Here is a 24,705-nt window from a genome sequence, read left to right on the forward strand (position 1 = left end):
CATTCCATTCGAGAATTTCCGCTTCGTTTACCGAGTAAACCAGCGGGACGACGTCGAGGATTACTTCGATGTCGCGCTGCGAAAGAAGTCCGCCGGTTTGTTTAAAAAATCGTCGATGCGCTCCTGCAGTTGCGTCCAGTCGGGCACGGTCAGGCCGTCCAGGTCGGGGATCATCAGGCCGGTGCAGTGGGAGGTGATGAACTCGGCACGCTCTTTGTTGGTGGCGAGTTTTTTCATCACCTTGGTGGCACGCAGGGCGGGCATTTCCAGGGTGACGCTGGTCAACACACGGCCGGCCACTTCCAGCGGCAACAGCAGTTGCACCTGCTCGCCGGGCTCGGTGGAGTCGCCCAGAAAGAACGAGGTCGGGCGCGTCGACATATCGTGTACGTGCTGGGCAATGCTCACGTAGTCCGGGCGCTTGAGTTGGTCGAGTTCCTTTTCCGAGAGGCCGGTGGCCAGTTTGGCCAGCTCGAAGAACTGGTCGTCCTCGTCCTCGCCGGCGCGGGCCAGCGCTTGTTTTTGCGCGGCGTAGAACAAGGGTTTGAGTTGGATCTGCTCGATGCTCGCACCGCTGTCGGCGGTGATGGGCGCCAGCAGGATGTGCAGGGGTGGCTTCCAGGCCATGGGCGAAATTCCTTGAGTAAAAATATTGAAGGCACTGCGGATCCGTCGTGGGCACGGTCAATGTGGGAGCTGGCTTGCCTGCGATACAGGCAGCGCGGTCTTTCAGATGAACTGAGGTGATGCAATCGCTGGCAAGCCAGCTCCCACACTGACCGCGCCCGCTTCTAATCCGTGGCCAGGCTTACGGCATCAGCACGGCGCGCCGGGCATCGCCGAGGATATCGACGCCGTTGAGCACAAACTTCTGGGTGCGTACGTCGATGTCGATCACCGATACGCCATTGTCCAGGCGGTGGTAGGTGCGGCAGGACAGATCCAGGGTGGTGATGGCCTTTTCGCCCATCTTCAGCTTGGCTTCTTCCAGGGATTTGAGCTTGCCGCCGACGGTGTGGTAGGTGAAGTAGGTCTTGCCGTCCTGGTCCTGGCCCGCCTCACGCACGTTGAGCAGGATGTCGTCGCCCAAGCGCACACCCAGGGCCAGCATGATTTCGGGACCGGCGCCTTGCAGCACCAATTTGGCGTTCAGCACCTTGGCGCTCTTGGCCATTTCTTCGGCGATAAAACGCCCGCCGGACATGGGCTCCATCTCGAACTCGATCTTCGGCGGGGTGAACTCTTCGACGGTCGCCGACAGCGGCAGGCCCTGGAGGGTGGCCGCAATGGCCTGTCTGACTCGGTTGGTAAACATTAGAGAACGTCCTCCAGGAATTGCTCGATGATTTCATCGCGGGCATTGAGTTGATAAACCATGTGTTCGTTTGGCGCGTAGCGCCCGTAGTCGATCACGATGAACCAGGTGCCGTTCTTGTACTTCTCGACACTGTTGAGTTCCGGGTGCAGGTACACGCTGCCGCCAGGAATGGTTTCGTCGGCCACCAGGGTTTGCAGCCAGTCGTTGATACGCTTGACCTCCTGGTCCATGAACGACTTGGTCAGGTTGTGCGCCATGGCTTTCTGCCCGGCCTTGACCAGCTTGCGGCTGATGGCGTCTTCCAGGCCCACATAGCTGATGAACTTACCGGTGATGGAGCGATTACCCAGCAGCGAGAAGCCGCCGAGAATGGTGCGGGCGTAGTAGCTCACGCCGTAGCGGTTGAGCAGGTCGCCTTCGGTGGAGGTGTCGAGGATGTTGTATTCGACCACCCGCGACACGTCTTCGGCGAAGGTCACCTGGTTGCCCGGGCTTTCCCACTGCTTGACCTTGGCCAAGGCGGCGATGGCCAGGCACGACGGCGCAAGGAACACGTTTTTCTTCGCGGCCTTGGAGTACACCGACGGCATGTTGTGTACCAGCAGGCAGCGGTCGAAACCCAGGTCAGCACCGCCCAGCTCGCCGCTGTAGGTCACTTGGTCGGCGACGCTGGCGTCTTTGCCGTCCAGCACCACACGGGCCTTGATGCGCTTGCCGAACGCGGCGAACTCACCGGCCACGGCCTTGGTCCCGGTAAAGCCTGGAGCGCCAATGATGGTCAGGTCCTCGGGGACGCTGCTCAGCGCCGCGAGGCCCAGTTTGCGACCGGTCACCGGCTCATTGCCGCCGATCACGTTATTGAGCGTATCGGCGGGGGTGCTGCCCTCGTCGACGATCACCACATAGACCGGCACCTTGACCACCTTGAGGATCTGGTACACCGCATGAAACAGCGTGCCCGACTCGGCGCCGGTGGGGTCCAGCAACGCCTGGGCGGTGAAGCTGTTGATGCGAAACGGGGCGTTTTTCGGGATCGACAGATGCGCATTGGGCGCGGTGCCGACCAGGCCGATTACGTTGTCACCCAGGCCACCCATGGCCTCGGGGGATTCGCTGGCATTGACGGTGATGCCGTTATGCTCGAAGTTCAAAACCTCAGCCATGATTATTCAGCCTTCTTGGTGACGGCCTTCTTGGCCGGTGGGGTGTCTTGGGCGGCAGCCAGCACGCTGGTCAGTTCCAGGCGGCCGGCAGTGCGCAGGGCGGATGCTTCGACGTCCAGCAGGTCCAGTTCCTGGCCGACGGTGGACCAGTGGCCACCTCCGGTGGGAAATGGGATGAGGACGGTGTAGGTTTGGCGGTTGGCCATGGGGGGAATTCTCCGGGTGCAAAAAGCGCAAAGCCCCTGCGGGAGGGGCTTTGGGCGGGCGAAAAAAAACCGCTTTCGCGGTGGGGTGTATTACTTTAGGAAGGCTGGTTTTTCGGGCCAGATCACGGCGTCCGGATCGGCGCCCTGGTCGGGGATATCGCGCAGGGCCTTGCGGTAGGCGATGAAGACCGGGCGGTCCTTTTCCGTCATGGGGTAATCGGGCATGGCTGCATAATCGCTGGCGGAAAGATCGGCGTCGCGGGAGGCCCGAATGACGCTCCATTTAATCAAAGGATGCAGTTCAGCAGATGCAAATACAGGTTTCATCAAAGATCTCCTTAACCCAAAGCCAGCATGCAAGACCAGTCGGCCGGATTCGTCACGACACCCGTACAGGCGCCAGCAAGCATGACCTCGACTGTCCCACCGACTGAGACACGCGCCGGGTGCATAATCATGTACTGACCAAACACACCGGTCGGCTGGATCACTAACGAACACCAACGCCATTTGCCTGCCTCGGCGCCGGTCGCCCAAGCGCCCTTGATCTCGCCCTCAACTACACGGACAAAGGCCCCCATCGTCAGCGTCGAGTTCAAAAGCAGGGTTCCGCCACCACCCAGTCGCCCAGCGTCGACGGAGTGAGGAAACGCAAGCCACGGGCTTGCGACGTTTTCCGACCATTTCATCTGCCAGACGTGGACAGCATTTCGCCAGAAGTCGGAAGCTTGGATATCGAAGTCCGGAAACTTCTCTCGCACGTCGGCTTGTACTTGTCGCATAAAGTCGACATCGGCCTGAGGGCGACCTGCACTCTGCGAGGTGGCGGTAATCGAGCGTAGTTTAGTGGTGGTGATCTGTTGATGAATATCCCAGCCATCAACCAAGTTGCCATTGGCGTCCGGGACCATGGTGAAGTTTTTCGTAATCGCCAGCCTGGGCAAGCGCTGATTCAAGCTGGCGAGCTGTTCGCGGTAGGTTTGTTGCGCCACTTCAAGGGCCCGATCAATCTCTCCGATCTTGCCCGTCACTACACCCGTCAGATTATTTGCCGCGCTGACAACCGCAGCCAATTGCTGTTCAGTACTCAATGTTTAAACTCCTTGTAGTGCATTGATCTTGTGTTAAGCCTTCGCTTCAAGCGCCATCAATCGAAATAGAACTCCGACCCCTCGCGTCATGTTGTCGATGCTGGCCGTCGAGAGCGACGCCAACTCATCCACCATCAGGATGTTGAGGTTTTCCGACCCCACCACCACGGTGACGCTATCGGCCGGCAACGGCGAAATATCCAACGTAAACTTCTGCAGCACCCGTGCCGCTGCCGCCTTATACGTCAGCAACTTCCCCGCCACCGAATACACAGCCAATAACGTGCCACTGGCGAGATAAAACCCAAACTCGCCAATCTCATACTCGCCATCGCCATCAAACAGCGCGGCCATGCGCAGTTGGCGCTGGCCCAGGTCTTCGTAATCCACAATCGCCACGCGCTGGCGCTCGTTGCGCAGGGCGGTTTCGTTGCCGGTGGGGTTGTAGCGGCCGGTGCCGGCGGCGATGTGGGTGATTTCGCCTTTCAAGCCTTGGTTCTTTGCCTGCAGCACTTCATCCAATCCCTTGGAGGTGAAGCGCACCAGGCGCGTAATGTCATCGGTCATGGCTGCGCCCTGAGGTCGTAGTCGTTAATGGTGTAGTGCTGGGCGACGCCCGCACTGTTAAGCCTTGAACTCAATACAAGTTCCGGCAGCGCGCCGCACAGCGACAACTCGCCGTCGTTCAGCGCCCGGTGGGCGACGCCGGTGATCGGCAGCCCACCGAGCACTTCATGCACCAGGGTGATGGTGGCCAGGTCGCGCTCACTCTTGGCGGCGTTGATGCGGCGGATCAAGCGGTTGTGGTCGCCACTGGACCAACTGCGGCCGATGATCGCTTGCACGTCGAAGGTGTACGGCTGGGCCAGCGGACGCTGTTGGTACCAGGCCAGGATGTTGGGGGTAAACCCCAGGGATTCGACCGCGTGGCTCAACGCCTTGGGCGTGCCGGCCTGGCGCTGGATCTGCCAGGACAGCGCCACCGTCAGGCGCTTTTCGGTTTCGCTAGCATCGGCATTCCATTCGCTGACGCCACGGTCGGCGGCCAGGTATGGCAGGAACGGCGCTGGTGTTTGCAGTGGGTTCATCAGCGCTGGAAATGGCGGCACGACCCGTTCGAGCAGGCGGCCAAAGCCCAGGTCCAGCGCCTTCTCCAGCGGTGAGCTGTTGGCGGGCAACAAGCTGGGAGATTGCTCACTCATAAGCTGCGCACCTCCACCTCGACACCCGTGCAATACGGGGCCTGGAACGCCGTGGTGATAATCGGCGCCAGCGGTTCAAGGATCTCCAGTTGCGCCGCCCCCGCGGTGTGGATGGTGTAGTCGATCCAGCTCGGGTCCACGCGCCCTTCCAGGCAGTGACAGGACTCGGCATAGGTCTGCAACAACTGCTGGGCCGCCACTTGCGTCAGCCCCGAGTCCGGGCCGGCGTTGATCTTGGCTATCACGCGGATTTTGTAAGGCACGATCTGCGCGCCCTGCACCGTGACCCAATCGGTTTCCGGGCGCACATCGGGCCGGGCGAAATGGCGCCGCACCCCTTCAAGCAAATCTGCCGAAGGCGTGCCATTGCCGGCACGGGACAGCACGGTGACCATCACTTCCCCTGGCGCGGTGCGCCGGGCGTTGCCGTCCTTGACCTGGGCGGCATAGCCATCCGGGTCGAAGGTATAGCTGACCGTGACCACACCCGCAGCGGTACTGTGGACTTTCACCGCAGGCCGTTCGCCGAGGGTAAACACCTCGCGCCGATACTGCATGCGCGAACCGGCAGCCGGCGCGTGGGGTGCCAGGTAGTAACGCAGCCGGGCATCGTCATCGCTTTCCAGGGTCGGCGGCACAGGCGGGAACGCCGCCGGGTCGCCCGGGTCGAGCACCTGGCGCTCCAGGCCCATATCGGCCAGGCGAGCATCCAGGTTGCTGCCGGTGGCCCACCACGCCAGCATCTGCTGGATGCGGGCGTTGTACTTGCGCTCATGGGTTTGCAAGCGCACACAAAACGCTTCCAGGGCGAGGGTCAGCAACTCACTTTCGTTGTCCAGGCTGACCCTGAGCTTGGCCGCGCTTTGCGGGGCGCGAGCGGCCACGTAGTCGACGACAAACGCCTTGAACTGCGCCAGCAGCGGCTCGAACTCATCGACAGCGATCAGGTCAGGCGGCGCCAATTGGTTCTGCCCGGGGATCAACATGCTCATGTCACCACCTCGAAGGATTGCTTGCGGTTTTTCCAGGTGCCGGCAAACCGCAGCAACAGGCCAGCGCCCTGGCGATTGGCGACGATGACTTGCGGCACAAAATCGCCGATGCCGTTCTGCGGGTTGTAAAAGGCTTGGGCGGCGTGGCTTTGGGCGAGGATCAACAGATCGTCGCCTAGGTTCTGCCCCAGTAGTTGCGGGATCAGCGAACCGTACAGCGGGCGTTTCTGGCGTGTGCCCAAAGGTGTGGTCAGGGCCCGGGTGGCGCGCTGGACGAATTGCGGCCAGTCGTCCACCACGGCCCCGGTGTTTCTCTCAATTCCGATCATGGCAAATCCTTATGCCGTGCTGATAACTCGGCCCTGGTGATCCACCACCGGGCCACTCAAGTGAACGCCGGACGCATCCAGCAGCATGCCGACGGCTCCGACGTGCACACTGATGGTTGCGGCGGTCATGACCAAACGGGCGGCGCCCAAACTCATTTCCACTTGCTCGCGAGAGCCGCTGAATGCCGTGGGGCCGTTGTTCCAATCCAGGACGTGACCTGCGGCGTCGTAGGCGCTTTGCGTACCGTCCTGATAACGCCGGCTCGTCAGGCTGGCCACACGGGACAGCGGCGGGAAGCGATCACTGTTGAGGCCAAACAACGCCACCGACTGCCCGCCGCCCTCGCCGCCGCCGTAGTTGAGCAGCAGGCATTGCTCACCCACCGTGGGAATCCGCGTTTCCGTCTGCGCCCCGGCGCTGGGGTTGAAAAAGCGAATCGCCGGGGTCAGCAATTCACCATGGCTGACCTTGCAGGTATTGCTGGACGCGTCGACCTCCTGGCACACGCCGATCCGGCAAAAACTCTCGGCCCGCCGATAGAGGTCTTCAAGCTGGGTTTCCATCTGCGCCAGGCGCTCGACGATGGGTGCCAGTTGCAGCCGTAACAGAGCATCGAACATGGGCTACTCCTGCAATGGCCGGTATTGATCGGGATCGTCGATATTCGACACTTCCCAGGTGCAGGCAAACAGCGGCTTGCCGATGGGGTCGTCGAGCAGCGGCGGGCCGAGGTACAGGGTTTGGTTGAAGGACACGGTCCAACTGTCGTAGTTGATGTCGGCCCCCGCCAGGGTCGACGGCAGCGCGACGATATTCACGGGCACATCGCACTGGGCCGCCGGCAACTGCCAACGGTTATCCAGCACCAGGTCCATTAACTGGCTCGCCAGGTCGCAGGCCTCAAAGGGCTGTGCGCCCTGGGCGGCCATAACCTTGAGTGAAATCGACAACACATGGGCCTTGCGCCCTTCAAGGGAGCGTACGCCCGGGCCATTACGCTCGACCGTGATCGCCACTCCGGTTTGATCCGCCGCCAGAACGCCCGGCGGGCTGCCCACCCGTAGCTCGGGGAACGTCGCACGCAACGCCTGGCCGATGGCTATCGGCAGTTGTGAAGGTTTTTCAATAAGGGTCATGGTGTGGCTTCCTTGCAACAATCACTTTGAATCCGGAGGCTGGTTGACCCCGATGCGCTTGGCGGCCCAGCGCTCATACAGGCCGATGGCAACATCGGCGCCGGCCATGGCGGTCAAGCACCCCAGAGCGCCGGCCGTCCAGATCGACATGCCGGCGGCGTACAGCAACATCAACGCGGAAACCCCGCACACCATGCATGCCCCGGAACGCAGGGCCAGGCGACGGACCAGCGACCAACCGCGGGCGCCCTCCTTGTCGGCGCGCCACATCTCCCCGGACACGCCGCCGATCAGGGCCAGAATAATCACCAGCCAGATAGGCATTTCTGCCAACGCTTGCTGCTCGTTTGTCATGTCACGCCTCCTGGAATGCGTAAAACCGGCAGGTGGCCGGTGCTTTGATAAATAAGTGGTTGGGTGTATCGGTAGGCATTCCAAAAAGCCCGGAGGCCCGGGCTTTTCAGTAATGCGGTCCGTGCGATCTTTCGGCGCTACTGGCGCGGTACGGATCTTTCCTCGATGTTTTTCCGACCACGATCCCTGTCTGCCGGATAACTGCTTCTGGTGCTTTACGCTGCACACCCGGGTCAGTTGCCAACCCTCTGAACCGTCAAGGCCGGTTCATCGCTGCCTGTTGTAAAACCGTGAAACTAAAGAGCGTCGGCATCCTTGCCGGTGTTGCCTGGCGTCCTTGCCATCACTCGATGGCGTCCATGCCAGTGTTGCGTGCCTTCCTTGTCTTCCTTGGCAGCATCCTTGCCGCCTCCACCAGGCCTTGTTGGCTGGCTTGAGATGGAGAATATGCATGTATGCATATACAGTCAATGCATAAATGCATTTAATTTTGCAGTTGAAATGCACAAACGCATTAATCCCTTGGGCAGCGGGCACTTGGAGGTTTTCCACAGGCGAAAAAAAGCCCGCTCTCAGGCGGGCTGTTTCTTACAGATAAGGTTTAGCGGGCGTACATGCCCCACCAGAAAACGTGGCCGAGAATGCTGATCTGCTCCTCCTGGATATCCTGGAAGCTGTAGTCCTCATCCGGATGCTCATCGCGATTGAAACTGCGCAGGCGGATCCCCGAAGGCAGGCGATATAGTTGTTTGACCCGCAGTTGACCGTTGTGGTTGATGGCATACAAGTCACCATCCACGATATCGCCGATCCCGCTCTTGCCAGCATTTACCCCCACCGTCGCCCCATCGCGCAACACCGGCAACATGCTGTTGCCACGTACTGTCACACACTTGGCTTGGTCGAACTGCACACCGTTATGTCGCAGGCTGCGCTTACCAAAACGCAGACTGGCCTTCTCGCTTTCCTCGATGACGAATCTTCCTGATCCAGCAGCCAATTCAACCTCGCGCAAAAAGGGGATCGACACCTCGTCATCATTAACGGGCGTGTCGTCGTCCCACAGGCTTATATCCTTGAGCTCCGAATGCATCGGGTCGCGCTCTTCCTGCCACGCCGACCCGGCGCGCCCGCGCAACTGGTCGGTGCTGACCCGAAAATAATCGGCGATACGCGAGATGTGCTTGTCCGACGGATCAACGATCTTGCCGCTGAGAATCCGGGACAGAGTGGATTGAGGCACGCCGGTACGCCGGTGAAGCTCCGTGGGGGAGATCCCGTCGCGATCGAGCAGCTCTCTTAAGACGATTGAAACGTTGCGTTTTTGCATAATCGGGATAGTGACGGGAGTTTTTCGGGTTGGCAAATGCTAATTTGCATATTTTGTGCATGGGGTCTGTGGTTGTACCTAGCCGTTTGTGAACTGCGAAGCACTGACCTCGCATGTTAACCTTGCCGCCATCGCAAAAAATGCTGGGCCAAGCGCCCCCTTTGCCCCATCACTTTCAACGAATTTGCCTACTATCCAATGAGTAAAAACACGTCCGATCTGTCCTCCCACACCCCAATGATGCAGCAGTACTGGCGCCTGAAAAACCAGCACCCTGATCAGTTGATGTTCTATCGCATGGGCGACTTCTACGAGATCTTCTATGAAGACGCGAAGAAGGCCGCCAAGTTGCTGGACATCACCCTGACCGCGCGCGGGCAGTCGGCTGGGCAGGCGATTCCGATGTGTGGGATTCCTTATCACTCGCTGGAAGGTTATCTGGCCAAGCTGGTCAAGCTCGGCGAGTCGGTGGTGATCTGTGAGCAGATCGGCGACCCGGCTACCAGCAAGGGCCCCGTGGAACGTCAGGTGGTGCGCATCATTACCCCGGGGACGGTGAGTGATGAGGCGCTGCTGGATGAGCGGCGTGACAACCTGATCGCGGCGGTGCTGGGGGATGAGCGGCTGTTCGGCCTGGCGGTGCTGGATATCACCAGTGGCAATTTCACGGTCCTGGAAATCAAGGGCTGGGAAAACCTGCTGGCGGAACTGGAGCGCATCAATCCGGTGGAATTGATGATCCCGGATGACTGGCCCAAGGACCTGCCGGCGGAAAAACGCCGTGGGGCCAAGCGTCGTGCGCCGTGGGACTTTGAGCGCGATTCGGCGCTGAAAAGTCTGTGCCAGCAATTTTCCGTACAAGATCTGAAGGGGTTTGGTTGCGAGAGCCTGACCCTGGCCATCGGCGCCGCCGGTTGCCTGCTCAACTACGCCAAGGAAACCCAGCGCACCGCCCTGCCCCATTTGCGCAGCCTGCGCCATGAGCGCCTGGACGATACGGTGGTGCTCGATGGGGCCAGTCGACGCAATCTGGAGCTGGACACCAACCTGGCCGGTGGGCGCGACAATACCCTGCAATCGGTGGTGGACCGTTGCCAGACCGCCATGGGCAGCCGCTTGCTGACCCGTTGGCTGAATCGCCCGCTGCGCGACTTGACCGTGCTGCAGGCACGCCAGTCGTCTATTACCTGCCTGTTGGACGGCTACCGCTTTGAAAAGCTGCAGCCGCAGCTCAAGGAAATCGGCGATATCGAGCGGATTCTCGCGCGAATCGGCCTGCGCAATGCCCGCCCGCGAGACTTGGCGCGCCTGCGTGACGCACTGGGCGTACTGCCCGAGCTGCAACAGGCGATGACCGAACTGGAAGCGCCGCACCTGCAGCAACTTGCCGTCACCGCCGGCACCTACCCGGAACTGGCTGCGCTGCTGAAAAAAGCCATTATCGACAACCCGCCGGCGATCATCCGCGACGGCGGCGTGCTCAAGACCGGCTACGACAGCGAGCTGGACGAGCTGCAAGCCTTGAGCGAGAACGCCGGGCAGTTCCTGATCGACCTGGAAGCCCGCGAAAAAGCCCGTACCGGCCTGGCCAACCTGAAGGTCGGCTACAACCGCGTGCACGGCTACTTTATCGAGTTGCCGAGCAAGCAGGCCGAACAGGCACCGATCGATTACCAGCGCCGCCAGACGCTCAAAGGTGCCGAGCGCTTTATTACACCCGAGCTGAAAGAATTCGAAGACAAGGCACTGTCGGCCAAGAGCCGCGCCCTGGCCCGAGAAAAGATGCTCTACGAGGCCCTGCTCGAAGACCTGATCGGCAAGCTGGCACCGTTGCAGGACACCGCCGCGGCTCTGGCCGAGCTGGATGTGTTGAGCAACCTGGCCGAACGCGCCCTGAACCTTGACCTGAACTGCCCGCGCTTTGTCAGCGAGCCGTGCATGCGCATTGTCCAGGGTCGCCATCCGGTGGTGGAGCAAGTTCTGACCACACCGTTCGTGGCCAATGACCTGTCGCTGGATGACGATACGCGCATGCTGGTGATCACCGGTCCGAACATGGGCGGTAAATCCACCTACATGCGCCAGACCGCATTGATCGTGTTGCTGGCCCATATCGGCAGCTTCGTGCCGGCGGCCAGTTGCGAGTTGTCACTGGTGGACCGCATCTTCACCCGGATAGGCTCCAGCGATGACCTGGCCGGTGGCCGTTCGACCTTTATGGTGGAAATGAGCGAGACCGCCAATATCCTGCACAACGCCACTGACCGCAGCCTGGTGCTGATGGATGAAGTGGGGCGCGGCACCAGTACTTTCGACGGCCTGTCCCTGGCCTGGGCTGCCGCCGAGCGCCTGGCGCATCTGCGGGCCTATACGCTGTTCGCTACCCACTACTTCGAACTGACCGTGCTGCCGGAAAGCGAGCCGCTGGTGGCAAACGTGCATCTCAATGCCACCGAGCACAACGAGCGCATCGTGTTCCTGCACCATGTGCTGCCTGGGCCGGCCAGCCAGAGTTACGGCCTGGCCGTGGCACAACTGGCCGGTGTGCCGAACGACGTGATCCTGCGTGCCCGCGAGCATCTCAGCCGCCTGGAAACCACGGCCCTGCCCCATGAAACCGTGGTTGCCAGCCCAGCCAAGGCCGCCAGCAAACCTGCGGCACCGCACCAGAGCGATATGTTCGCCAGCCTGCCTCACCCGGTACTGGATGAGTTGGCAAAGCTTGACCTGGATGACTTGACACCACGAAAAGCGCTCGAAATGTTATATGCACTGAAGACTCGGATATAACGCAGACGCTTGCAAGCTGGTAGACTCTCGCGCGGTTTGGGATGCTGCGGGCTTTTAGCCTGGCCTGCAGACTATCGCTCCCGAACCTCGCGAGCCCTGCCACAAGGGGTTTCGCTGCCGCCGCCTGAGGAGAGAATTAGAAATGACCTTCGTCGTCACCGACAACTGCATCAAGTGCAAGTACACCGACTGCGTAGAAGTGTGTCCGGTGGACTGCTTTTACGAAGGCCCGAACTTTTTGGTAATCCACCCGGATGAGTGCATCGACTGCGCCCTGTGTGAGCCAGAATGCCCGGCCGTTGCGATTTTTTCCGAGGATGAAGTCCCGGCTGAGATGCAGGAATTTATTCAGTTGAACGTTGAGCTGGCGGAAATCTGGCCAAACATCACCGAGAAGAAAGACTCGCTGCCCGACGCAACCGAGTGGGATGGCGTAAAAGGCAAGATCAAAGACCTCATACGCTAATCGCGTCGCGCCCCCTCTAAAAGGCCCCTTGCGGGCCTTTTTGCGTTTCTGGGAGCCGGTGATTTACTTTTCTGCAGGCAAAAAAAAGGGGCGGTTTGACCCGCCCACATTTTTTCCCTAGTCCCTGTGTTCCTTTTCATCGTCCTGATGAATCGCATCCTGCGAGGTTCCCTGAGTCATCGTTCCTTGATGACTGTGTCAATCCGTGGACACAGGGCTGATATTAGAGACTTCCCGAACAAGTTCAACGGGATCCGTTCCCAAGCACAACACCCAATCGCTCGCGACCAAGAATAAATAATCGTTATTTTTCAATGATATAGAAATACATCCAAGTAATTCGAGACGTCTCGGCGCGGTTAAAAAACCAAACACTTACGAAAAAGTAAGCGAATGCTTACATGGCCGATTAGGGAAATGCGTACTCAGCCTCCCAAAAGGTTTACGCCAGACATTAAAAAGCCCCGACAAGGTCGAGGCTTTTCTGCCTTCAGGTCGATCAGTCGTCGCTGACAGTGATGGTCGGCATTGCCTGGGAACCGGCTTCCTGCAAGACAATCCGCGCACCCACGTGACGGGCCAGTTCCTGGTAGACCATGGTGATCTGCCCATCGGGCTCGGCGATCACCGTCGGTTTGCCACCATCGGCCTGTTCACGAATGCCCATCGACAGCGGCAGCGATGCCAGCAGCTCAACGCCATATTGGGTGGCGAGCTTTTCCCCGCCGCCTTCACCGAACAGATGCTCGGCATGACCGCAGTTGGAGCAGATGTGCACCGCCATGTTTTCCACCACACCCAGCACCGGGATATTGACCTTGCGGAACATCTCCACGCCTTTACGCGCGTCGAGCAGCGCCAGGTCCTGGGGGGTGGTCACGATCACGGCACCCGCCACCGGCACCTTTTGCGCCAGGGTCAGTTGGATATCACCGGTGCCTGGCGGCATATCGATCACCAGGTAGTCGAGGTTGCCCCAATCGGTCTGCATCACCAACTGCATCAAGGCACCGGAGACCATCGGCCCACGCCAGACCATCGGCGTATTGTCATCCGTAAGGAACGCCATCGACATGACTTCCACGCCATGGGCCTGGATTGGCACGAACCACTTCTGGTCCTTGATCTTGGGCCGTGAACCTTCGGCAATGCCAAACATCACGCCTTGGCTGGGGCCGTAGATATCGGCGTCGAGAATCCCCACCCTGGCCCCTTCACGGGCCAGGGCCAGGGCCAGGTTGGCCGCCGTGGTCGACTTGCCCACGCCGCCCTTGCCGGACGCCACGGCCACCACGTTCTTGACGTTGGCCAGGCCAGGAATCTGCGCCTGGGCCTTGTGCGCGGCGATCACGCACTGGATGTCGACCTTGGCCGAACGCACACCGTCCAGGCCTTCAATGGCCATTTGCAGCATCTGTGCCCAGCCACTCTTGAACAAACCTGCGGCGTAGCCCAGTTCAAGCTGGACCGTGACCTGATCGCCCTGCACATCAATGGCCCGGACACAGCCGGCGCTGACCGGGTCCTGGTTCAGATAGGGATCGGTGTACTGGCGAAGAACGGCTTCCACCGCTGCGCGATTGACGGCGCTCATGGGCTACTCCCGGAAAAGACAGACTAAAACAGGCGGCTATCCTAACCGTTCCGGCGCTTGAGGGGCATGCTTTCGCGAGATTGGAAAACGCTGAAACGGCCTCACGGGGTGAAATAAATTTCCCGGCGCTTTATAGTGGCCGACCTCCGTTTCATCAAGTAGCCGAGCCCCATGTCCGAGCCACGCAAGATCCTCGTCACCAGCGCCCTGCCCTATGCCAATGGTTCCATCCATCTTGGCCATATGCTTGAGTACATCCAGACCGATATGTGGGTGCGCTTCCAGAAGCATCGCGGCAATCAATGCATTTATGTCTGCGCGGACGACGCCCACGGTTCGGCCATCATGTTGCGCGCCGAAAAGGAAGGCATCACCCCGGAACAACTGATCGCCAACGTCCAGGCTGAACATAGCGCCGACTTTGCCGAGTTCCTGGTGGATTTCGACAACTTCCACTCGACCCATGCCGAAGAAAACCGCGAGCTGTCGAGCCAGATCTACCTGAAGCTGCGTGACGCTGGGCACATCGCCACCCGCTCGATCACCCAGTATTTCGACCCGGAAAAGAAAATGTTCCTGGCCGACCGCTTCATCAAGGGCACCTGCCCCAAGTGCGGCACTGAAGACCAGTACGGCGACAACTGCGAAAAATGCGGCGCCACCTACGCGCCGACCGACCTGAAGGATCCGAAGTCGGCGATCTCGGGCGCCACCCCGGTGCTCAAGGATTCCCAGCACTTCTTCTTCAAGCTCCCGGATTTCCAGGAAATGCTGCAGACCTGGACCCGCAGCGGCACCCTGCAGGACGCCGTGGCGAACAAGATCGCCGAATGGCTGGATGCCGGCCTGCAACAGTGGGATATCTCCCGCGATGCGCCGTACTTCGGCTTCGAGATCCCCGATGAGCCGGGCAAGTACTTCTATGTATGGCTGGATGCGCCGATCGGCTACATGGCCAGCTTCAAGAATCTCTGCGACCGTACGCCTGAGTTGGACTTCGACGCGTTCTGGGGCAAGGACTCCACCGCCGAGCTGTACCATTTCATCGGCAAGGACATCGTCAACTTCCACGCCCTGTTCTGGCCGGCGATGCTCGAAGGTTCGGGCTACCGCAAGCCAACCGGCATCGCCGTGCACGGTTACTTGACGGTCAATGGCCAGAAGATGTCCAAGTCCCGTGGCACCTTTATCAAGGCGCGCACTTACCTGGACCACCTGTCGCCGGAATACCTGCGCTACTACTACGCGTCCAAGCTGGGCCGTGGCGTCGACGACCTGGACCTGAACCTCGAAGACTTCGTGCAGAAGGTCAATTCGGACCTGGTGGGCAAGGTGGTCAACATCGCCAGCCGTTGCGCCGGTTTTATCCACAAGGGCAATGCTGGCGTGATGGTGCCGGTCAACGCCGCGCCGGAACTGACCGACGCCTTCCTGGCGGCCGCGCCAAGCATCGCAGATGCCTATGAAGCCCGTGACTTTGCCCGCGCCATGCGCGAGATCATGGGCCTGGCCGACCGTGCCAACGCATGGATCGCCGACAAGGCGCCATGGTCATTGAACAAGCAGGAAGGCAAGCAGGATGAAGTCCAGGCCATCTGCGCCACCGGCATCAATCTGTTCCGCCAGTTGGTGATCTTCCTCAAGCCGGTGCTGCCGTTGCTGGCCGCTGACGCCGAGGCGTTCCTCAACGTTGCACCGTTGACCTGGAATGACCACACCAGCCTGCTCAACAACCATCAGCTCAATGAGTTCAAGCCGCTGATGACCCGTATCGACCCAGTCAAGGTGCAGGCCATGACAGACGCATCCAAGGAAGACCTGACCGCCAGCCAAACCGACACCGGCGAAGCCGCCCCGGCGGGCAATGGCGAGCTGGCCAAGGATCCGCTGTCGCCCGAAATCGATTTCGACACGTTCGCCGCGGTGGACCTGCGGGTCGCGCTGATCATCAAGGCCGAAGCCGTGGAAGGCGCCGACAAGCTGTTGCGTCTGACCCTGGATATCGGTGACGAGCAACGCAACGTGTTCTCCGGGATCAAGAGTGCCTACCCGGACCCGTCCAAGCTCGATGGTCGCCTGACCATGATGATCGCCAACCTCAAGCCACGGAAAATGAAATTCGGCATTTCCGAAGGCATGGTGATGGCAGCCGGTCCCGGCGGCGAGGAAATCTACCTGCTCAGCCCGGACAGCGGCGCCAAGCCTGGCCAGCGCATCAAGTAACCCGAAGTGCCCTGTCGCGGTGATTGGCCGCGACAGGGCGGTTTGCGCTAGTACCCTCTTCCTGCTTGCCGGATAATCAGGCCCTGTTTGCTTAACCGGCTCGACCATGACCGAACTGCTTGTCGCCCTTCTCAGCGCCGCCCTGATCAGCCACTACATGCTGCGTCTTTCGCTGCCCGGTGATCCGCAGCTGGAGCGGCGGCGGGTGCATGCCCTTGGGTTGGCGACCGCGCTGTTGCTCGCATTCAGCGGCCTATCGGCCTGGCTGCTTGATAACTTTGTATTACAACCCTTGGCGCTGGGCGCGTTATGGCTGTTTGCCTATGTGCCCGTGACGATCCTAGTGAGCCAGCCGTTGCTGAATGTGCTTTCCCGCCGCGTGCCCGCACTGCCCTTCGATGGGTTATGGGTGCCGCTGCTGGCTAGCACCGGCGTGCTCAGTGTGGCCCTCCTGGGCCCGGGCAACGCCAGCGAGCTGATCTATAGCCTGGGCATCGGCCCGGCATTCTGGCTGATCCTCAGCCTGTTCGACGACTTGCGCCAGCGAATCGACGAAAACGATATCCCCCGGCCCTTCAAAGGCCTGCCCGTGGACCTGCTCAGCGCCGGACTGATGGCCGTGGCGTTCCTGGGCTTAAACGCAATGATCAAACCATGAGCCTGATTCAACGTATCGACGCTCTGCTGCCCCAGACCCAATGCGGCAAATGCGGGCACCCGGGTTGCAGACCCTACGCCGAGGGTATCGCCCAGGGCGAGGCCATCAACAAGTGCCCGCCGGGTGGCAGCGAGACCATCGCCGAGCTGGCGCAGCTGTTGAACCTGCTCCCCCTGGCGCTGGACAGCACCCGTGGCGAAGCCCCCGCGCAGATCGCCTTCATCCGCGAGGCCGAGTGCATCGGCTGCACCAAGTGCATCCAGGCCTGCCCGGTGGACGCGATTGTCGGCGCGGCCAAGCTGATGCACACCGTTATCGTGGATGAATGCACCGGCTGCGACTTGTGTGTCGCGCCTTGCCCGGTGGATTGCATCGACATGCTGCCACTGCCCCTGGCCACGGTACTGCCGATTGTCGCGGGCTATGCCAGCACGGCCGAGGAGCGCCAGGCGCGGGCGACCAAGCGTGATCGCGCCCGACGTCGCTTCGAGCAGCGCAATGCGCGGCTGCAGCGTGAGGAAGAGCACAAACTAACCGAACGCCTGGCCCGCAGCACACGCCCGGCACCCAGCGCAGAGGCCAGCAGCAACCCGTTACAGGCCGCCATAGAACGCGTGCGCGCGCAAAAAACCGCAGACATCGACGCGGCGCTAAAAAAAGCCAAGATCAACCTGGCGATGAGCCGGGCACAACTGCACAAATCCCTGAAAGCCTTTGGCCATCCGCCAACCTTTGAGCAGCAGTCGCAGTTGATCATCCTGCAACAGCAATTTGAAGCCGCCGAACGGGCATTGACCTCGCTCGAAGCAAACGCCCCAACTGTGGCGATGCCCCAGGCCAATAAAGATCCCGAGCTCAAGCGTGCAAAAATCCAGCTGGCCATGCGCCGCGCCGAGCTAAAAAAAGCCCAGGACACCCTGGCCGACGCCGAACAGTTGGCCGCGCTGGGCGCAGCCCTGGCCGCCGCTGAACAAGCCTTGCATACAGCCGAAGAAAGCTCCGAGCAGCCCCGGCCTGACCTGCAACGTGTCGAGAAGCGGCCGATCGACAGCCAGCTTCGCCAATTGAAAACGGCGCTGGCCTATGCCCGCGCCGACCTGAGCAAACTCGAACGCCAACCCACCAGTAGTACAACCGACTTGATGAACGCCAGGCAGCGCCTGGATGACGCCCAGCGCTTGGTGGATGAACATGTCGGCGCCTGACGTTGTCGAGCGCCAGCAACAGGCCATGCAGCGCCTGTTAATGGCGGCAACGCCTGGCTTGCTGGTGCTGTTCTGGCTGTATGGCTGGGGCGTGTTGATCAATCTATTGCTGGCCGGCACCTGTGCCTGGGTTGTGGAAGCCGGAGTACGCCGCTTGCGGGGCCAGGGCTCCAGCGACCTGAGCGGCCTGGTCAGCGCGGTGCTACTGGCCCTGGCGCTGCCGCCTTATTGCCCGTGGTGGTTATGCCTGGGCGCGGTCAGCAGTGGATTGCTGTTGGGCAAACACCTGTATGGCGGCAAGCAGAACCCCTTCAACCCGGCCATGCTCGGTTATGCGCTGATGCTGCTGGCCTTTCCCCAACCCATGACCCATTGGCCGGCGTCCCACGGGCTGGATCTGCTGGCAGGCCTGCAACAGGTATTGGGCCTGCACGGCGAGACCGCCGATGCCTGGGCCAGGGCTACGGCGCTGGACGCTTTGCGCATCAATAACAGCCTGACCATCGATGAGCTATTCGCCCGCCACCCAGCTTTCGGCCAGATCGCCGGTAAAGGCAGCGAGTGGGTGAACCTGGCGTTTCTCGCCGGCGGCCTTTTTTTGCTGCAGCAGCGGGTCTTCAGTTGGCATGCACCGGTGGGCATGCTCGCCAGCCTGTTTGTTATCAGCTTGCTGTGCTGGAACGGCTCCGGGTCCGACTCCCACGGCGCGCCGCTGTTTCATCTGTTGACCGGGGCCACCATGCTCGGGGCGTTCTTTATCATCACCGAGCCAGTGTCGGGGGCGAAAAGTGCACGGGCGCGCCTGCTGTTTGGTGTGGGCGTTGGATTGCTGACCTATCTGATCCGCACCTGGGGCAGCTACCCGGATGGCGTGGCGTTTGCGGTGCTGATGATGAACCTGGCGGTGCCGGCACTGGAGCGCTGGACGCGGCCGCAGGCGGTGAATGCATGAAGCGCACGTCTCAAGCAGTGATCGTGCTGCTGATAGCCACCGGCGCGGTGAGCCTGACGATCGGCCTGCAACAGCTGACCGCCAAGTCGATTGCTGCGCAGCAGCGAGAGATGCAGAGTCGGGCGCTGCTGGATGTGCTGCCCGTTGGCAGTTATGACAATCAACCGCTGGAGCGCCCACTGGGCATCACCTCGCCAATGCTGGACAACAGTCAACTGCAGGGTGGTTACCTCGCGACCTTGGCCGGCAAACCCAATGCGGTTGTGCTGCGCTCACAGGTCGATGGATATGGTGGGCGCATAGAGTTGCTGATTGCCATCGACCACAACGCCAAGCTGCTCGGGGTAAAGACCCTGGCGCACGCGGAAACGCCGAGCCTGGGCGGGCATATTGGCGAGCCTGGCAATGCGTGGCTGGCCTCATTCAAGGGTCTGTCGCGGGAAAACCCACAGGCTTGGGCGCTAAAGAAAGACAGCGGTCAGTTCGACCAGATGGCCGGCGCGACCATCACTTCCCGCGCAGTGATCAACGCGATCCATGATGCCTTGCGTTACTTTGACGAGCATCGTCAGGCACTGCTGGAGACCACCGCCCATGACTAAGCCGTTCGCCCTCGGCAGCCTGCTGTTGCCTGCGCTGCTGAGTGTCAGCGCTACGCTGGCGCACGCCGCTGCCTTTTGGGCTCTATGGGTACTGGTCTTGACGCTCCATGGCTGGAGCTGCGGCTGGGTGCGCAATCGCCTCAGTGACCACTGGCGGCTGACTGCCAATGTGTTGCTGGCCACCACCTGGGCCAGTTGCGCATATCTGGTGGCGCAGGCTCTGGCCTATGGCTCGTCTACGCCCCTGGGGGCATACCTGGCGCTGATCGGTATGCAATGCGTACTGCTTGAGCATGCTGGTTTGTTCGCCACCGACCGGCGTAGGGCGCGGCTGCAGCTGTTCGCCGTATTCGCCGGGTTGCTGCTTGCAATCGCCCTATTGCGCTATTTACTCGGCAGTGGCATCGCCCCCCTCGCCCCCACAGGGTTTATCCTGCTCGGGTTGTTGCTTGCCGGGTGGCAGGCCTGGACCCAACGCCGCAAACCACAATGAAGGAACCGCTCGCCCCATGAATGCCGCAAAACGCCTGGAGATCTTTCGCCGGTTTCACGAGGACAACCCGGAGCCCAAGACCGAGCTGGCCTACTCGTCGCCGTTCGAGTTGTTGATTGCCGTGATCCTGTCAGCGCAATCGACGGACGTGGGCGTAAACAAGGCCACGGCCAAGCTGTTTCCCATAGCCAATACTCCGGCCGCGATCCACGCCCTGGGGGTTGAAGGGTTGTCGCAATACATCAAGACCATTGGCCTTTACAACAGCAAGGCGAAAAACGTCATTGAAACCTGTCGCCTGCTGGTCGAGTTGCATAGCGGTGAAGTGCCACAGACCCGCGAAGCATTGGAGGCACTGCCTGGCGTGGGCCGCAAGACGGCCAATGTGGTGCTCAATACTGCGTTTCGGCAACTGACCATGGCGGTGGACACCCACATTTTTCGCGTCAGCAACCGCACCGGAATCGCTCCGGGCAAGAATGTGGTGGAGGTGGAGAAACAACTGATGAAGTTTGTGCCCAAGCCTTACCTGCTCGACTCACACCACTGGTTGATCCTGCACGGTCGTTATGTGTGCCAGGCCCGCAAGCCGCGCTGCGGCAGCTGTCGCATCGAAGATTTGTGTGAATACAAGGAAAAGACATCGGACGATTGAGCAATCATTGGTTTTATTGATCAGTCGATTGAAAAAATCTTTTTTACCCGGTGCACGATTGTCGATATAAGGAGCGCCAACGGCAGTCTTAGCCTGGAGTTAACCTTATGAGCACTGGCAAAGAACAACTGGATGTAGAAGATGACTTCGTGGCCACGGACCCTGACGAGGCAGCCGAGGCACCTGTAGAAGTTGCCAAGACCAATTTGAGCAAACGCCGCACCATCGACAACCTTCTGGAAGAGCGACGCCTGCAAAAACAGTTGGCCGATTACGATTTCGATCTCTAGCCAAACGATCACACAGAAGCCTCCGCCATGGAGGCTTTTCCTGCCTGTTGCTCCCTGCGTCTTAAACCAGGCCGTTGCGCTGAGCGAGCTCGATCAGGTCCACCAGGGACCTTGCATTGAGCTTGAGCAGCAAGCGCGTCTTGTACGTGCTCACAGTCTTGTTGCTGAGGAACATGCCATCAGCGATCTCCTTGTTGGTCTTTCCCTGGGCCAATTGCTGCAACACCATCATCTCCCGGCCTGACAGCCGCTCGACCATATCGGCTTCGCTGGTGTTGCCCTGTGTGGAGCGTACCGAGTTGAGTGCCTGGTTGGGGAAGTAGCTGTAGCCAGACAGCACCGCCTTGATCGCGCTCAGCAACTCGGTGAGGTCCTGCTGCTTGCACACATAGCCCGCTGCGCCTGCCTGCATGCAGCGCATGGAAAAGTGGCCTGGCGCCTGTGACGTCAGCACCAGTACCTTGAACGGTTGTGCCTGCTTTGTGGAAGACAGGCGACAAATAACTTCCAAACCGTCAAGTTTGGGAATTCCAATATCCAGGATGACAATATCCGGCATATGCTCCCGCGCTAGTTGCAACGCGTCGACTCCGTTATCGGTCTCTGCAACGACCTCATAACCATGACGCTCCATTAGCATGCGTACAGCAAGACGAATGACGGGATGATCATCCACGATCAGCACTTTATTCATGGGCAAGTCCAATTTCGCTGTTCGAATTATTCAGAACCAGCACAATAGCCTAGTCGTTTCCTCCTTGGCATAGCACTCCCCCCCAAGTAACGACAAGCAGAGACCCAACCCACAAAGTTATGAGAATAGACCTACAAAAAAACGCCTATATGGATGTGTTGGTTTTTGTTCGGCCTTTCAGAACTTTCCGTGGGCAAACATATTTTGAGCCAAAAAAGCCCCCTGCGCCCCGGAAAAGTAAACGGGACGCACACCATTCACAGCAAATACCTATTGCACAGCCAGCTTGTACGGGGGCCGCAGCCCTCCCAAGGCGTTTCCAAAAAGTTCCCGCGTGCAACAGCCACTGACAATACCTGGAATTATCTGACAGATAATTCCACAAACTAAATAAAACGCTTCATCCGTCCTACTTAATAACCGAATGAATTTAAACACAAATAACGCCAGACACCTGGCAGACCAACTTCCAGATACAAAATCCAAGCATAAAAAACCAATAAACACTGACAGCCCCGATCCCGGGAACAATATTAAACATCAATAAACGCTCACCTGATTTCAGGCAAAAAAAATGGCTCCTCTCACGAGGAGCCATTTTTATGAGGCTTCAGATACTTCAGAACAACTTGCGGCCTTTGTTCGCCGCAATGCGCATGCGCAGTGCGTTGAGCTTGATGAAACCCGCAGCGTCAGCCTGATTGTAAGCACCGCCATCTTCTTCAAAAGTGGCGATATTGGCATCGAACAGCGACTCATCGGACTTGCGACCGGTAACGATCACATTGCCCTTGTACAGTTTCAGGCGCACAACACCGTTCACATGGACCTGGGACGCGTCGATCATCTGTTGCAGCATCAGACGCTCAGGGCTCCACCAGTAGCCGGTGTAGATCAGGCTGGCGTACTTGGGCATCAGCTCATCCTTGAGGTGCGCCACTTCGCGGTCCAGGGTGATGGACTCGATGGCGCGGTGAGCGCGCAGCATGATGGTGCCACCTGGGGTTTCGTAGCAGCCACGGGACTTCATGCCCACGTAGCGGTTCTCTACGATATCCAGACGGCCGATACCGTGCTCGCCACCAATACGGTTCAGGGTCGCCAGTACGGTGGCCGGGGTCATTTCGACGCCGTCCAGCGCAACGATATCGCCGTTGCGGTAGGTCAGCTCAAGGTACTGCGGCTTGTCGGGAGCGTTCTCCGGGGAGACGGTCCACTTCCACATGTCTTCTTCGTGCTCGGTCCAGGTGTCTTCCAGCACGCCGCCTTCATAGGAGATATGCAGGAGGTTGGCGTCCATCGAGTACGGGGACTTCTTCTTGCCGTGGCGCTCGATCGGGATTGCGTGCTTTTCAGCGTAATCCATCAGTTTTTCGCGGGACAGCAGGTCCCACTCACGCCAAGGGGCAATCACTTTTACGCCGGGTTTCAAGGCATAGGCGCCCAGTTCGAAACGCACCTGGTCGTTGCCCTTGCCGGTGGCGCCATGGGAAATGGCGTCTGCGCCGGTTTCGTTGGCAATTTCGATCAGGCGCTTGGCGATCAGCGGACGCGCGATGGAAGTACCCAGCAGGTACTCGCCTTCGTAGACGGTGTTGGCGCGAAACATCGGGAAAACGAAATCGCGGACGAATTCTTCGCGCAGGTCGTCAATGTAGATCTCTTTGACGCCCATGGCTTGCGCCTTGGCTCGTGCAGGTTCGACCTCTTCGCCCTGACCCAGGTCAGCGGTAAAGGTCACCACTTCACAGTTATAAGTATCCTGCAGCCACTTGAGGATCACCGAAGTGTCCAGGCCGCCGGAATACGCGAGAACGACCTTGTTTACGTCGGCCATGCCATCACTCCACGGGGTTTTACGGAAAGGCGTCGATTCTACCGATCAAAACCGTGAAATTACAGGGGCGCGACAGCAAATGAAGATAAAGCGACAGATTATGTCGGGCGAGCGACGAATGGCCGCACCTTAAAACGCCTTGGCTGTGGGGAATCAGATGCCTAGCGTCATCGTTGACGAGCATCGCTGACCAGCCAGCTCCCACAGAGAAGTATCAGGAGGTCGCTGCCGCATTCGCCGGGGACGGGGCCTGGGGCGCCGGTTTTTCGGGGGCAGGCACGCGGTCGAGGTGGATATTGACCCGCCGGTTCTTCGCCCGGTTGGCCGGATTGGTGTTGGGGACCAGTGGATAACGCTCACCATGAAAACGCAGGACAATCTGCGACTCAGGGATGCCGTTGGCCTTGAAGAAGTCCATCACCGCCAGACCCCGGCGCCGTGACAGGTCACGATTGGTCAGGCGGTTGCCGCTGTTGTCCGAATGGCCGTCCAGTTCGATATGGTTGACCGTAGGGTCGGCCTTGATGAATTCAAGCATCACCATCAGCTTGGCCTTGGCTGCCGGATCCAGGTCAATCCCCCCGCCCGGAAAACCGACTTCAGCCTGCTTGACCTGCTCGAAGTTCATCGGCAGCAACTTCGCGGTACACAACTGGTAGTCAGTGTACGCCTTGTTAAAGCGCACCGGCAGCAGGCGGATCTCCGAATAGCCGCCGTCCCTGGAATAGTGGCGCACGGTGGGGCTGCGGCCATCCAGCAAGCCATTGAACAGGCGTCCGGCCTGGGCTTGGGAGCTGTTGAACAGCACATCGCCGCTGCCCGCACGCACGGCACCGAGGTTGATATCACCGCGCCCAGGCTGCCACGGCGCGGCCGCCGCCAATAGCGTCGCGGAACCAACGCCCAGCGCGCTATTGTAGGCTTTCAGACGAAATGTAGCCTGCTCGCCGGCCCTGCGCACGAACTCGCCCGAGCCAAAATCGGCGATAGGCTGGCTCAAGCGGCACTCGAACTTGTCGCCTTCCACCTTCCACTCGACATTCTCCAGGCGCGTCTGGAATGTCAGGGCCATCGCGGGCAGGCTGGCGAACACGCTGAGCAGGGCTAGATATTGCTGGCGCACG

Annotated in this window: 28 protein-coding genes; 10 read left to right on the top strand and 18 right to left on the bottom strand. The window is 60.0% G+C overall.

The features are described 5' to 3' along the window. Positions 1-60 precede the first annotated feature (60 nt). From HBO09_RS12405 to HBO09_RS12470, 14 genes are all read right to left on the bottom strand, one after another. The gene (locus HBO09_RS12405; RefSeq protein ID WP_169993826.1) at positions 61-627 is read right to left on the bottom strand and encodes a phage tail assembly protein; all 567 of its coding nucleotides are present in this window, start codon (positions 625-627) and stop codon (positions 61-63) included. 181 nt (positions 628-808) lie between these two features. Further along, positions 809-1,315 (bottom strand): phage major tail tube protein, encoded by a 507-nt coding sequence (locus HBO09_RS12410; protein WP_169993828.1) that lies wholly within the window; start codon positions 1,313-1,315, stop codon positions 809-811. Then, complete coding sequence (locus tag HBO09_RS12415; RefSeq protein WP_169993830.1) at positions 1,315-2,481, bottom strand: phage tail protein; 1,167 nt, start codon at positions 2,479-2,481, stop codon at positions 1,315-1,317. The genes HBO09_RS12410 and HBO09_RS12415 overlap by 1 nt, the downstream gene beginning before the upstream one ends. 2 nt (positions 2,482-2,483) lie before the next feature. Then, positions 2,484-2,687 (bottom strand): hypothetical protein, encoded by a 204-nt coding sequence (locus tag HBO09_RS12420; protein WP_029295291.1) that lies wholly within the window; start codon positions 2,685-2,687, stop codon positions 2,484-2,486. Between the two features lie 90 nt (positions 2,688-2,777). After that, positions 2,778-3,014, bottom strand: coding sequence for a tail fiber assembly protein (locus HBO09_RS12425; protein WP_169993832.1), 237 nt, complete (start codon positions 3,012-3,014; stop codon positions 2,778-2,780). Positions 3,015-3,025: 11 nt separating this feature from the next. Then, positions 3,026-3,778: a hypothetical protein gene (locus tag HBO09_RS12430; RefSeq protein WP_169993833.1), complete on the bottom strand. Its 753-nt coding sequence runs from the start codon at positions 3,776-3,778 to the stop codon at positions 3,026-3,028. A 33-nt stretch (positions 3,779-3,811) separates the two neighbouring features. Next, entirely contained in the window at positions 3,812-4,345 is a 534-nt protein-coding gene (locus tag HBO09_RS12435; protein WP_169993835.1) for a phage tail protein, read from the bottom strand. Beyond that, complete coding sequence (locus HBO09_RS12440; RefSeq protein WP_169993837.1) at positions 4,342-4,980, bottom strand: phage tail protein I; 639 nt, start codon at positions 4,978-4,980, stop codon at positions 4,342-4,344. The genes HBO09_RS12435 and HBO09_RS12440 overlap by 4 nt, the downstream gene beginning before the upstream one ends. After that, positions 4,977-5,972, bottom strand: coding sequence for a baseplate J/gp47 family protein (locus HBO09_RS12445; RefSeq protein ID WP_169993839.1), 996 nt, complete (start codon positions 5,970-5,972; stop codon positions 4,977-4,979). Before HBO09_RS12445 ends, HBO09_RS12440 begins: the two co-directional genes overlap by 4 nt. Beyond that, on the bottom strand, positions 5,969-6,301 hold the full coding sequence (locus tag HBO09_RS12450) for a phage baseplate protein (RefSeq protein ID WP_029295280.1): 333 nt from the start codon (positions 6,299-6,301) through the stop codon (positions 5,969-5,971). The genes HBO09_RS12445 and HBO09_RS12450 overlap by 4 nt, the downstream gene beginning before the upstream one ends. A gap of 9 nt (positions 6,302-6,310) precedes the next feature. After that, positions 6,311-6,922 (bottom strand): phage baseplate assembly protein V, encoded by a 612-nt coding sequence (locus HBO09_RS12455; protein WP_169993841.1) that lies wholly within the window; start codon positions 6,920-6,922, stop codon positions 6,311-6,313. Positions 6,923-6,925: 3 nt separating this feature from the next. Continuing rightward, positions 6,926-7,438 (bottom strand): hypothetical protein, encoded by a 513-nt coding sequence (locus tag HBO09_RS12460; RefSeq protein ID WP_169993843.1) that lies wholly within the window; start codon positions 7,436-7,438, stop codon positions 6,926-6,928. Between the two features lie 21 nt (positions 7,439-7,459). Next, entirely contained in the window at positions 7,460-7,792 is a 333-nt protein-coding gene (locus tag HBO09_RS12465; protein WP_032858418.1) for a phage holin family protein, read from the bottom strand. Positions 7,793-8,393: 601 nt separating this feature from the next. Beyond that, positions 8,394-9,122, bottom strand: coding sequence for an XRE family transcriptional regulator (locus tag HBO09_RS12470; RefSeq protein ID WP_071610020.1), 729 nt, complete (start codon positions 9,120-9,122; stop codon positions 8,394-8,396). Positions 9,123-9,320: 198 nt separating this feature from the next. Here HBO09_RS12470 and mutS point away from each other — a divergent pair, with 198 nt between their 5' ends. Continuing rightward, the gene (gene mutS, locus HBO09_RS12475; protein WP_169993845.1) at positions 9,321-11,912 is read left to right on the top strand and encodes a DNA mismatch repair protein MutS; all 2,592 of its coding nucleotides are present in this window, start codon (positions 9,321-9,323) and stop codon (positions 11,910-11,912) included. A 142-nt stretch (positions 11,913-12,054) separates the two neighbouring features. Beyond that, positions 12,055-12,378 (top strand): ferredoxin FdxA, encoded by a 324-nt coding sequence (gene fdxA, locus HBO09_RS12480; protein ID WP_169993847.1) that lies wholly within the window; start codon positions 12,055-12,057, stop codon positions 12,376-12,378. Between the two features lie 499 nt (positions 12,379-12,877). Here the strand turns inward: fdxA and apbC are convergent, their stop codons facing one another. Beyond that, a complete protein-coding gene (gene apbC / locus HBO09_RS12485) occupies positions 12,878-13,972 on the bottom strand; it encodes an iron-sulfur cluster carrier protein ApbC (RefSeq protein ID WP_169993849.1) in 1,095 nt (364 codons plus the stop codon). 171 nt (positions 13,973-14,143) lie between these two features. Between apbC and metG the strand changes: the two genes are divergently transcribed. The 8 genes from metG (at position 14,144) to HBO09_RS12525 (ending at position 21,050) form a co-directional block, all read left to right on the top strand. After that, positions 14,144-16,195: a methionine--tRNA ligase gene (gene metG, locus HBO09_RS12490; RefSeq protein ID WP_169993851.1), complete on the top strand. Its 2,052-nt coding sequence runs from the start codon at positions 14,144-14,146 to the stop codon at positions 16,193-16,195. A 106-nt stretch (positions 16,196-16,301) separates the two neighbouring features. After that, the gene (locus tag HBO09_RS12495; protein ID WP_169993854.1) at positions 16,302-16,853 is read left to right on the top strand and encodes an Rnf-Nqr domain containing protein; all 552 of its coding nucleotides are present in this window, start codon (positions 16,302-16,304) and stop codon (positions 16,851-16,853) included. Next, positions 16,850-18,058 (top strand): electron transport complex subunit RsxB, encoded by a 1,209-nt coding sequence (gene rsxB / locus HBO09_RS12500; protein ID WP_169993856.1) that lies wholly within the window; start codon positions 16,850-16,852, stop codon positions 18,056-18,058. The genes HBO09_RS12495 and rsxB overlap by 4 nt, the downstream gene beginning before the upstream one ends. Continuing rightward, complete coding sequence (locus HBO09_RS12505) at positions 18,045-19,010, top strand: RnfABCDGE type electron transport complex subunit D (protein ID WP_169993867.1); 966 nt, start codon at positions 18,045-18,047, stop codon at positions 19,008-19,010. Before rsxB ends, HBO09_RS12505 begins: the two co-directional genes overlap by 14 nt. After that, the gene (locus HBO09_RS12510; RefSeq protein WP_169993882.1) at positions 19,007-19,612 is read left to right on the top strand and encodes an RnfABCDGE type electron transport complex subunit G; all 606 of its coding nucleotides are present in this window, start codon (positions 19,007-19,009) and stop codon (positions 19,610-19,612) included. The genes HBO09_RS12505 and HBO09_RS12510 overlap by 4 nt, the downstream gene beginning before the upstream one ends. After that, entirely contained in the window at positions 19,605-20,105 is a 501-nt protein-coding gene (locus HBO09_RS12515) for an Rnf-Nqr domain containing protein (RefSeq protein ID WP_169993885.1), read from the top strand. The genes HBO09_RS12510 and HBO09_RS12515 overlap by 8 nt, the downstream gene beginning before the upstream one ends. A gap of 16 nt (positions 20,106-20,121) precedes the next feature. After that, positions 20,122-20,760 carry an endonuclease III gene (gene nth / locus HBO09_RS12520; protein ID WP_169993888.1) on the top strand — a complete coding sequence of 213 codons (639 nt, stop codon included), beginning with the start codon at positions 20,122-20,124 and terminating at the stop codon, positions 20,758-20,760. A gap of 107 nt (positions 20,761-20,867) precedes the next feature. After that, the gene (locus HBO09_RS12525) at positions 20,868-21,050 is read left to right on the top strand and encodes a hypothetical protein (protein ID WP_169993893.1); all 183 of its coding nucleotides are present in this window, start codon (positions 20,868-20,870) and stop codon (positions 21,048-21,050) included. 61 nt (positions 21,051-21,111) lie between these two features. Here the strand turns inward: HBO09_RS12525 and HBO09_RS12530 are convergent, their stop codons facing one another. The 3 genes from HBO09_RS12530 to HBO09_RS12540 form a co-directional block, all read right to left on the bottom strand. Beyond that, positions 21,112-21,744, bottom strand: a complete 633-nt coding sequence (locus HBO09_RS12530) for a response regulator transcription factor (RefSeq protein WP_032858436.1) — start codon at positions 21,742-21,744, stop codon at positions 21,112-21,114. A 619-nt stretch (positions 21,745-22,363) separates the two neighbouring features. Continuing rightward, positions 22,364-23,581, bottom strand: coding sequence for an argininosuccinate synthase (locus HBO09_RS12535; RefSeq protein ID WP_029295244.1), 1,218 nt, complete (start codon positions 23,579-23,581; stop codon positions 22,364-22,366). A gap of 214 nt (positions 23,582-23,795) precedes the next feature. Then, a complete protein-coding gene (locus HBO09_RS12540) occupies positions 23,796-24,704 on the bottom strand; it encodes an OmpA family protein (RefSeq protein WP_169993896.1) in 909 nt (302 codons plus the stop codon). Position 24,705 lies beyond the last annotated feature (1 nt).

The organism is Pseudomonas sp. WS 5027, from assembly GCF_012985695.1.
GTDB classification, from domain to species: Bacteria; Pseudomonadota; Gammaproteobacteria; order Pseudomonadales; family Pseudomonadaceae; genus Aquipseudomonas; species Aquipseudomonas hygromyciniae.

What these genes read in the sequence shown, in the direction of transcription:
- HBO09_RS12405 (WP_169993826.1), bottom strand. Translation starts at nt 627, where the DNA reads ATGGCCTGGAAGCCACCCCTGCACATCCTGCTGGCGCCCATCACCGCC.
- HBO09_RS12410 (WP_169993828.1), bottom strand. Translation starts at nt 1,315, where the DNA reads ATGTTTACCAACCGAGTCAGACAGGCCATTGCGGCCACCCTCCAGGGC.
- HBO09_RS12415 (WP_169993830.1), bottom strand. Translation starts at nt 2,481, where the DNA reads ATGGCTGAGGTTTTGAACTTCGAGCATAACGGCATCACCGTCAATGCC.
- HBO09_RS12420 (WP_029295291.1), bottom strand. Translation starts at nt 2,687, where the DNA reads ATGGCCAACCGCCAAACCTACACCGTCCTCATCCCATTTCCCACCGGA.
- HBO09_RS12425 (WP_169993832.1), bottom strand. Translation starts at nt 3,014, where the DNA reads ATGAAACCTGTATTTGCATCTGCTGAACTGCATCCTTTGATTAAATGG.
- HBO09_RS12435 (WP_169993835.1), bottom strand. Translation starts at nt 4,345, where the DNA reads ATGACCGATGACATTACGCGCCTGGTGCGCTTCACCTCCAAGGGATTG.
- HBO09_RS12440 (WP_169993837.1), bottom strand. Translation starts at nt 4,980, where the DNA reads ATGAGTGAGCAATCTCCCAGCTTGTTGCCCGCCAACAGCTCACCGCTG.
- HBO09_RS12445 (WP_169993839.1), bottom strand. Translation starts at nt 5,972, where the DNA reads ATGAGCATGTTGATCCCCGGGCAGAACCAATTGGCGCCGCCTGACCTG.
- HBO09_RS12450 (WP_029295280.1), bottom strand. Translation starts at nt 6,301, where the DNA reads ATGATCGGAATTGAGAGAAACACCGGGGCCGTGGTGGACGACTGGCCG.
- HBO09_RS12455 (WP_169993841.1), bottom strand. Translation starts at nt 6,922, where the DNA reads ATGTTCGATGCTCTGTTACGGCTGCAACTGGCACCCATCGTCGAGCGC.
- HBO09_RS12460 (WP_169993843.1), bottom strand. Translation starts at nt 7,438, where the DNA reads ATGACCCTTATTGAAAAACCTTCACAACTGCCGATAGCCATCGGCCAG.
- HBO09_RS12465 (WP_032858418.1), bottom strand. Translation starts at nt 7,792, where the DNA reads ATGACAAACGAGCAGCAAGCGTTGGCAGAAATGCCTATCTGGCTGGTG.
- HBO09_RS12470 (WP_071610020.1), bottom strand. Translation starts at nt 9,122, where the DNA reads ATGCAAAAACGCAACGTTTCAATCGTCTTAAGAGAGCTGCTCGATCGC.
- mutS (WP_169993845.1), top strand. Translation starts at nt 9,321, where the DNA reads ATGAGTAAAAACACGTCCGATCTGTCCTCCCACACCCCAATGATGCAG.
- fdxA (WP_169993847.1), top strand. Translation starts at nt 12,055, where the DNA reads ATGACCTTCGTCGTCACCGACAACTGCATCAAGTGCAAGTACACCGAC.
- apbC (WP_169993849.1), bottom strand. Translation starts at nt 13,972, where the DNA reads ATGAGCGCCGTCAATCGCGCAGCGGTGGAAGCCGTTCTTCGCCAGTAC.
- metG (WP_169993851.1), top strand. Translation starts at nt 14,144, where the DNA reads ATGTCCGAGCCACGCAAGATCCTCGTCACCAGCGCCCTGCCCTATGCC.
- HBO09_RS12495 (WP_169993854.1), top strand. Translation starts at nt 16,302, where the DNA reads ATGACCGAACTGCTTGTCGCCCTTCTCAGCGCCGCCCTGATCAGCCAC.
- rsxB (WP_169993856.1), top strand. Translation starts at nt 16,850, where the DNA reads ATGAGCCTGATTCAACGTATCGACGCTCTGCTGCCCCAGACCCAATGC.
- HBO09_RS12505 (WP_169993867.1), top strand. Translation starts at nt 18,045, where the DNA reads ATGTCGGCGCCTGACGTTGTCGAGCGCCAGCAACAGGCCATGCAGCGC.
- HBO09_RS12510 (WP_169993882.1), top strand. Translation starts at nt 19,007, where the DNA reads ATGAAGCGCACGTCTCAAGCAGTGATCGTGCTGCTGATAGCCACCGGC.
- HBO09_RS12515 (WP_169993885.1), top strand. Translation starts at nt 19,605, where the DNA reads ATGACTAAGCCGTTCGCCCTCGGCAGCCTGCTGTTGCCTGCGCTGCTG.
- nth (WP_169993888.1), top strand. Translation starts at nt 20,122, where the DNA reads ATGAATGCCGCAAAACGCCTGGAGATCTTTCGCCGGTTTCACGAGGAC.
- HBO09_RS12525 (WP_169993893.1), top strand. Translation starts at nt 20,868, where the DNA reads ATGAGCACTGGCAAAGAACAACTGGATGTAGAAGATGACTTCGTGGCC.
- HBO09_RS12530 (WP_032858436.1), bottom strand. Translation starts at nt 21,744, where the DNA reads ATGAATAAAGTGCTGATCGTGGATGATCATCCCGTCATTCGTCTTGCT.
- HBO09_RS12535 (WP_029295244.1), bottom strand. Translation starts at nt 23,581, where the DNA reads ATGGCCGACGTAAACAAGGTCGTTCTCGCGTATTCCGGCGGCCTGGAC.